The organism is Hathewaya proteolytica DSM 3090 (genome assembly GCF_900142225.1).
Lineage (GTDB): Bacteria > Bacillota > Clostridia > Clostridiales > Clostridiaceae > Hathewaya > Hathewaya proteolytica.
In genome coordinates, this window is sequence record NZ_FRAD01000030.1 from 19522 (window position 1) to 27054 (window position 7533).

Annotated in this window: 6 protein-coding genes and 2 rRNA genes; all 8 read right to left on the reverse strand. The window is 37.1% G+C overall.

Annotated elements, in window-relative coordinates; all coding sequences use genetic code 11:
- Positions 1–14: 14 nt before the first annotated feature.
- On the reverse strand, positions 15–1430 hold the full coding sequence (gene lpdA / locus BUA73_RS12700; protein ID WP_072904490.1) for a dihydrolipoyl dehydrogenase: 1416 nt from the start codon (positions 1428–1430) through the stop codon (positions 15–17).
- A 20-nt stretch (positions 1431–1450) separates the two neighbouring features.
- Positions 1451–2470: a lipoate--protein ligase gene (gene lplA / locus BUA73_RS12705; RefSeq protein ID WP_072904491.1), complete on the reverse strand. Its 1020-nt coding sequence runs from the start codon at positions 2468–2470 to the stop codon at positions 1451–1453.
- A 5-nt stretch (positions 2471–2475) separates the two neighbouring features.
- Positions 2476–3909: an aminomethyl-transferring glycine dehydrogenase subunit GcvPB gene (gcvPB, locus tag BUA73_RS12710; protein ID WP_072904492.1), complete on the reverse strand. Its 1434-nt coding sequence runs from the start codon at positions 3907–3909 to the stop codon at positions 2476–2478.
- A complete protein-coding gene (gene gcvPA / locus BUA73_RS12715; protein ID WP_072904493.1) occupies positions 3900–5237 on the reverse strand; it encodes an aminomethyl-transferring glycine dehydrogenase subunit GcvPA in 1338 nt (445 codons plus the stop codon). The genes gcvPB and gcvPA overlap by 10 nt, the downstream gene beginning before the upstream one ends.
- A 1-nt stretch (position 5238) precedes the next feature.
- On the reverse strand, positions 5239–5616 hold the full coding sequence (gene gcvH, locus BUA73_RS12720; RefSeq protein WP_072904494.1) for a glycine cleavage system protein GcvH: 378 nt from the start codon (positions 5614–5616) through the stop codon (positions 5239–5241).
- Positions 5617–5771: 155 nt separating this feature from the next.
- Positions 5772–6863: a glycine cleavage system aminomethyltransferase GcvT gene (gene gcvT / locus BUA73_RS12725; RefSeq protein WP_072904495.1), complete on the reverse strand. Its 1092-nt coding sequence runs from the start codon at positions 6861–6863 to the stop codon at positions 5772–5774.
- Positions 6864–7205: 342 nt separating this feature from the next.
- A 5S ribosomal RNA gene (gene rrf / locus BUA73_RS12730) occupies positions 7206–7322 on the reverse strand.
- 112 nt (positions 7323–7434) lie between these two features.
- Positions 7435–7533: ribosomal RNA gene (locus BUA73_RS12735) — 23S ribosomal RNA — on the reverse strand; the annotation flags it as partial.

The following is a 7533-nucleotide window of genomic DNA, read 5'->3' on the forward strand; positions in this document are numbered from 1 at the left end:
GCATAAAAGATATATTATTTCAGGCTTTTCTTTTTCACAACATGAATTGCCATACCATCTAAATCCTCTATAGCTTCTGTGGCTGCCTCTCCAAAAGTAGGGTGAGGCCTTATAACCGATGCTAACTGTTCCTTATTTAGCTTGTTTACTATAGCTGTAGCAAATTCATTTATCTGATCTGTTGCCCTTGCGCACATAAGTTGAGCACCTATGATACAGTCCTTATCATTGTCGTATACAACTTTGATAAATCCTCTATCCTGCATTGCAATAGTAGAACGGCAATTAGAAAGCATAGATGCCTTACCCACTGAATAGTTGATGCCCTTTTCCTTTGCGTCCTCTTCTGTAAGTCCCACATTTGCAATTTCTGGATTAGTGTATACACAATCCGGTACCACATTTATGTCTATGGAAGGTTCCTTTCCTAATATATGCTCCACAGCTATGATGCCCTGTGCCGAAGCCACGTGGGCAAGCTGTATGCCACCATTTACATCACCGATGGCATAAATATTCTTAACTGAAGTTCTGTAAGTTTCATCAGTAACCACGAATCCTCTTGGGCTCATCTCTACAGAGAATCCCTGACCAAATAAATATGTTGTATTAGGTCTTCTACCAAGTGCTAAAAGTACTGCATCCCCTACAACACTGCTCTCTTTATCTCCAGTGGCATAAGTACATTTAAGTTTTCCATCTGGCTCCTGGCTAATGGATTTTACCATAGATTTTGTATTTATTTTCACGCCTCTTTTTTTCATTATCATGGCAAGATTTTGGGAAACTTCTTTATCAGTTCTTAGAAGTATCTTGTCCATGAGTTCAATAACTGTTACTTCTTTTCCAAAGCTATTGTAAAGTGAAGCGAACTCCATGCCTATAACTCCACCACCGGCAACGATTAAATGGTCATACATAGTATTCATGCCTAGAAGATCATCACTGGTAACCACATTTGGAAGATTTGAACCCTCAATCGGTGGTTTTGAAGGAACAGATCCAGTGGCGATAATAATATTATCCGCCTCGATATCTTGTGAATTTCCTTCTGCATCCACAAACATAATCTGGTGTTCTCCAACAATGGTAGCAGTACCATTTAAAAGTTCTACCCCATTGCTTTTAAATAATTGCTCTATACCCTTGCGAAGACCATCAATGGTTTCTTCTTTTCTATTGTAAACAGCTTCTATATCGAATGTTACATTTTCAACATTTATACCAAGTTTTCCAGCGTGTTTAATTTCCGCATAAACTTCTGCAGCATGAAGCATAGATTTTGTTGGAACACAACCTCTATTTAGGCATGTACCTCCAACCTGTCTATTTTCTATAACTGCAGTTTTAAGCCCTAACTGTGATGCTCGTATAGCCGCTACATATCCACCAGGTCCTGCCCCAATAACTACCAGTTGAAATTTGTTCATACCTTATCCTCCCTTGATTACTAGAAATTCATCTCTTTAAAATAATTATAAACATCATCACCTATTGATGCTTCGTCGCTGAACCCTGATTCAGCCTTTCCGTTGTTATCAAAAAATGATTTTATTGCTGTAGCTATGCTATCTGGAGAATATTTTACACCCTTTATGCAATGAGCTATGCCCCCTACAAGAGTGCTCTCCATGGCATCTGAGTATACCACAGCATCTTTTACGAATCCATTTTCAACATAAATCTGTAAATTGATATTTCCCCAAGAAAATCTATGAGAGAACTCAACATTAAACGGGATTTTTCTTCCCAGTCTCCACTCCCATTCTTCAAACTGCTTTGTTATATCCTTTAATTCCTCTTGATTTAAGGTATCTATCTTAATCTCATCTGAATGAAATCCATAGGTTTCTTCAAAGGCAACTACAAGTCTATTAACCATTTCCTCCACAGTGACATCACTATTTAAATCATGAAGATTCACCACTCTGGATTTTACTGATTTTACACCCTTAGATTGTAATTTGTCCTTTGAAACATTCAAATACTTAGACATATTTGCCATATCCACATCAATCAAAATAGTTCCATGATGGTAGGCCTTGCCTTTGCTCTGGTAAAATGCATTACCTGAAAACTTTTTCTCATCCACAGTAAGGTCATTTCTACCCGATATTTTTACGTCAATGCCAAAGCTCCTTACAGCATTCATAATAACTTCACTTTGTTTTCTCACATCGTAATTTTCTACAGAGACAAGGAAAGTGAAATTTAAATTTCCTAAGTCGTGGAAAACTGCACCACCACCTGATAGACGTCTTGCAAGATAACCATTATCATTTTCAATGGCGCTTACCTTACATTCACCCCAAGCATTCTGGTTTTTTCCGATAACCACAGTTCTCTTATTCTGCCACAAATACAATATGCACTGATTTTCTGCTACATTATCCATCAGATATTTTTCAAGTGCCATATTTTCATATGGCACCGTACTTTTTGATACAATATAACTTAATTTATTTATCATATTATTTAAAATTGGAATTTAAGCTTAGGCTCTCTTGCGGCCTTAACTTCATCTGGACGTCTAATGTAAGCATGTAAAGGTAAGTTGTGCATTTCTGATGGGTTTTCTAGTGCTTCTTTATGAATTTCCTTTAAAACGCTAACCACATTGTCTATAGTAGTCTTGCTTTCAGTCTCCGTTGGTTCAAACATCAATGCTTCATGCACTATAAGTGGGAAGTACATTGTAGGTGGGTGTATCCCCCTGTCCACCATGGCTTTTGCGATATCCATAGCGCTTACGCCATTTTCTGTATGCATTTTTTCAAGAGTAATAATAAATTCATGCATACATATGCCATCCATGGCCATATCATAAGTGTCCTTAAGCATGCATCTCATATAGTTTGCATTCAATACAGCATTATTTGCTGACTCAACAATACCATCTTTTCCAAGTGTCATAACATAAGTTAATGCTCTCATTACAACAAGGAAGTTTCCATAGAAAGCTTTTACCTGACCTATAGATTCTGGAATATCGTAGCTTAGCTCGAACTCTTCACCATTTTTAATTGCATATGGTTTTGGTAGGTATGGCTTTAAGATATTTTTACATCCAACAGTACCACTTCCTGGGCCTCCACCACCATGAGGGGTTGAGAAGGTCTTGTGAAGATTTAAATGGACAACGTCAAATCCCATGTCACCAGGTCTTGCAACACCCATTATAGGATTAAGATTTGCACCATCATAATAATTTAATCCACCTGCTTCATGCACAATCTTAGTTATCTCAAGAATATTTTCATCAAATATACCAAGAGTATTAGGATTTGTAAGCATTAATCCAGCAGTATCTTCTCCCACGGCTGCTCTCAATTTTTCAACATCCATGCCACCCTTTTCATTGGATGGAATGTTTACAACCTTAAATCCAGCCATTACTGCTGTAGCAGGATTAGTACCATGGGCAGAGTCTGGTATAATTATCTTGTTTCTCTTTGTATCTCCCCTGCGCAGATGATATTCCTTTATAAGCATTACTCCAGTAAATTCACCATGTGCTCCTGCTGCCGGTTGGAATGTTATAGCATCCATACCTGTTATCTCTGCAAGATATTTTTCAGCAAGTACCATAGCTTCAATGCAACCCTGCACAGAATCTTTAGGTTGTAGTGGATGTATCTTTGCAAATCCTGGCAATGAAGCAACTTCCTCATTTATCCTTGGATTGTATTTCATAGTGCATGATCCTAGTGGATAGAATCCATTATTTACACCATAAGTTTGGTCTGCAAGCTCAGTGAAATGTCTGCTCACATCTGTTTCGGACATTTCTGGAAGGTTTGGCTTGTTGGCACGGTTCATATGATTGGGAAGATTATATTCTTCAACATCACACTTTGGAAATATGGAGCTTTTTCTACCTCTTACACTCTTCTCAAATACTAATTGCATTTTCCTGCCACCTCCTTTATTACACTTACCAGATTGTCTATATCATCCTTGGAATTCATCTCTGTAACACACCATAAAATGCATTCCTCACCATCCAATTTTATTGGAAGACCTCCAAGTATACCCTTCTTTTCAAGAGCACACATTAATTCGTCTACATTTCCCTTATAAGTTGTTACGAATTCATTGAAAAATTCTCCTGTGAATTTTAGTTCAAATCCATCTATATTGCATATGCTCTTTTGAGCATAATGAGCTTTAGATATGCACTGCTTTGCAACCTCAGCTAATCCATCTGGACCCACAGTTGACAAATAAACACTAGCAGTTAGAGCACAAAGGGCCTGATTTGAACAAACATTACTCAATGCCTTTTCTCTTCTTATATGCTGTTCCCTAGCTTGCAATGTAAGAACAAAAGCTCTATTTCCATCAGCATCTACTGTCTCACCAGCAATACGTCCTGGAAGTTTTCTTATCATCTTTTCTGTGCATGTCATAATTCCTAGATAAGGACCACCAAAAGACATTTGGATACCAAGAGGTTGTCCCTCAGCAGTAGCAACATCAGCACCACATTCTCCAGGTGTCTTCATGATTCCAAGAGCTATTGGATTGCATCCCATTATGAATTTGGCACCAGCTCCATGAACTATATTGCCTAATTCTTCACAATCTTCAATCTGGCCAAAGTAATTTGGCTGTTGAACATAGAAACTAGCCACGTTCTCTTTTAAAAGTTCTTTAAGTGCATCCATATCAGTTACACCATTTTTCTCAGGTACTATTACAACTTCAGTTTCAGATCCCTTTGAATAAGTCTTAATAGTTTCAATGGTCTCCGGACTAGATGTTGCAGATATTAATGCCACTGTGCGCTTCTTTTCTCTGCACATTGAAACGGCCTCAGCAGCTGCTGTAGCACCATCATAAACAGATGCATTAGAAACTTCCATACCCATAAGCTCACAAATATGTGTCTGATACTCAAATATAGATTGAAGTACACCTTGGCTAAGCTCAGCTTGATATGGTGTATAAGATGTCACGAATTCTTCTTTTGCCACAACATATTTTACAATGGAAGGTATATAGTGATTGTAAGCCCCCGCTCCTCTAAATATGTTGTCAAATACAGTATTTTTTGATGCAAGTTTTTTCATCTCGTTTAATACAACCAATTCAGAACGGCCTTCGGGCAGATTTAAACTGCCCTTAACCCTAACATTATCCGGAATTACTTTATATAACTCACTTATATCATTAACTCCGATAGCCTTCAGCATTTCCTGGCGTTCTTCCATGGTTGATGGAATATATGAACCCATATTATGCCTCCTCAACTAACTTTTCGTATTCTTCAGCTGTTAAAAGCTCTTCCTTATCTGTTACATTTTCGATTTCAGCTATCCAAGTTCCAAATGAATCTTCATTGATCTTCTCTGGTGAATCTTCAAGTTCCTCATTTATAGCTTTAACAGTTCCTGTAACAGGACTAAATACATCTGAAACAGCCTTTACTGACTCTACATCGCATAGTGATTCTCCCACAGTCGCGTCGTCTCCTACATCTGGAAGATTGATGAAAACTAAATCTCCAAGTTCTTGAGCAGCAAATTCAGTTAATCCTATACGAACTGTATTCTCGTCAACAGTTTCAACCCACTCGTGTGATTTAGTGTACATAACATTCTTTGGAATACTCATAATTATCTCTCCTTAAATTATATTAGTTTTATGTTATAAATTTATTTTATTCTAGTATTATTTATCAATTTTACTTATTCTAGCTACTTATTTAATGTAATTACTTAATCTACTTACTTAATCTACTTACTCTATACTACCAATCTGATAAGTTGCTACTTTTTTTCTGACTTGTAGAACGGTGTTTTAACAACTTCTGCTTTAACTCTTCTACCTCTTACATCTATTTCAACCTCTCTACCAACTTCATTGTAAGGAAGATCAAGCATAGCATTAGCATAAGCACCACCTAAAGTTGGACAATGTGTTCCTGTGGTAGTAAATCCTACTTTTTTGTCTCCAACGAAAACATCTTGGTGTTCACGAGCAATACCCTTACCAGTTATCTTGAGTCCAGCTAGTTTGCGAGTTATATCACCCTTTTCCTCCATAGCTTTCTTCCCGATAAAGTTCTCTTTCTTCATCTTTACTGCAAATCCAAGGCCGGCTTCCTTTGGCATGATAGTATCATTCATCTCATGTCCGTATAATGGCATTCCAGCTTCAAATCTTAGTGTATCTCTGCATCCAAGGCCACAAGGTATCAAGCCTTCTTCCTGTCCATTTTCAAGAAGTGCATTCCAAATTGTACATGCATCTTCAGAGGCACAGTAAATTTCATATCCAAATTCACCTGTGTAACCAGTTTGACTTACTAAGCATGTTTTTCCTGCTACTTGCATCCTTGTTGTAAATGTATAGTACTTTTCTGGCAATTCCTTTTCGTCACATATCTTTTTTAGAACCTCTTTGGCTTTAGGTCCTTGTAATGCAATTTGTGCCACACGTTCAGATATGTCTTCCATTTTGACGTCGCCCTGAAGGTGTTCTGCAATCCATTTTGCATCTTTTGCATGATTAGCTGCATTGACTACAAGAAGATATGTAGTTTCATTTATTCTGTAGACAAGTAAATCATCCACAACTGTTCCATTTTCGTAACACATAGGAGAATATTTTATTTGGTTGTCTAAAAGATTTGAACAATCATTAGTAACCAGATTTTGTATGTTTCCCAATGCATCTTTTCCTGATAGAACTAACTCTGCCATATGAGATACATCAAACATACCTACTCTTTCACGAACCGTTACGTGTTCATTTATAACCCCAGTATCGTACTGAACAGGGAGCATATACCCTGCAAATGAGACTAGCTTACCCTTCGCTGCAACATGACAATCATATAGTGGCGTTTTTTTATCCATACTACTCACCTTTCCCTTCATTTTAAAATATTTATAATATTTCAAAACATGCTTCAAGTATATGTTACTACATGACCGAATTATTTACAACCGTTATATTTTTATCAATTTTTTGGCCATATTACTATGTTATCCGCTAAATCCATTGAAGCGCCTTAATTGTGGCTTTTCTATGGCTTTTTGCTATTAATTAATTCAATACTGTATCTATTATGCATTTATTTTTTCATTTCTATTCTCAACTATTTAAATTATATTTCATTTTTCGTTTTAATTTACCCTTTTTCTCTTTTCCGTAAACGCAAAAAAATCCCTAGAAATTAATCTAAGGATTTTCATCTAACCTGGCAACGTCTTACTCTCCCGCAGGGCCTCCCCTGAAGTACCATCAGCGCTATAAAGCTTAACCGTCCTGTTCGGAATGGGAAGGGGTGTTACCTTTACGCTATAATCACCAGATGCATGTAGTTCTTTGAGGCTTTGCCTCTTAGAAATACAGTACTCATGAGCCTAAGCTCAGGAGTTTCATTAGAGAATTTATTCTCTCAAAATTGTATAATGAATAAGTAATTTGGTCAAGTCCTCGACCTATTAGTATGAGTCAGCTAAATATGTTACCACACTTACACCTCTCACCTATCAACCTTGTAGTCTTCAAGGGGTCTTATAG

What these genes read in the sequence shown, in the direction of transcription:
- lpdA (WP_072904490.1), bottom strand. Translation starts at nt 1,430, where the DNA reads ATGAACAAATTTCAACTGGTAGTTATTGGGGCAGGACCTGGTGGATAT.
- lplA (WP_072904491.1), bottom strand. Translation starts at nt 2,470, where the DNA reads ATGATAAATAAATTAAGTTATATTGTATCAAAAAGTACGGTGCCATAT.
- gcvPB (WP_072904492.1), bottom strand. Translation starts at nt 3,909, where the DNA reads ATGCAATTAGTATTTGAGAAGAGTGTAAGAGGTAGAAAAAGCTCCATA.
- gcvPA (WP_072904493.1), bottom strand. Translation starts at nt 5,237, where the DNA reads ATGGGTTCATATATTCCATCAACCATGGAAGAACGCCAGGAAATGCTG.
- gcvH (WP_072904494.1), bottom strand. Translation starts at nt 5,616, where the DNA reads ATGAGTATTCCAAAGAATGTTATGTACACTAAATCACACGAGTGGGTT.
- gcvT (WP_072904495.1), bottom strand. Translation starts at nt 6,863, where the DNA reads ATGGATAAAAAAACGCCACTATATGATTGTCATGTTGCAGCGAAGGGT.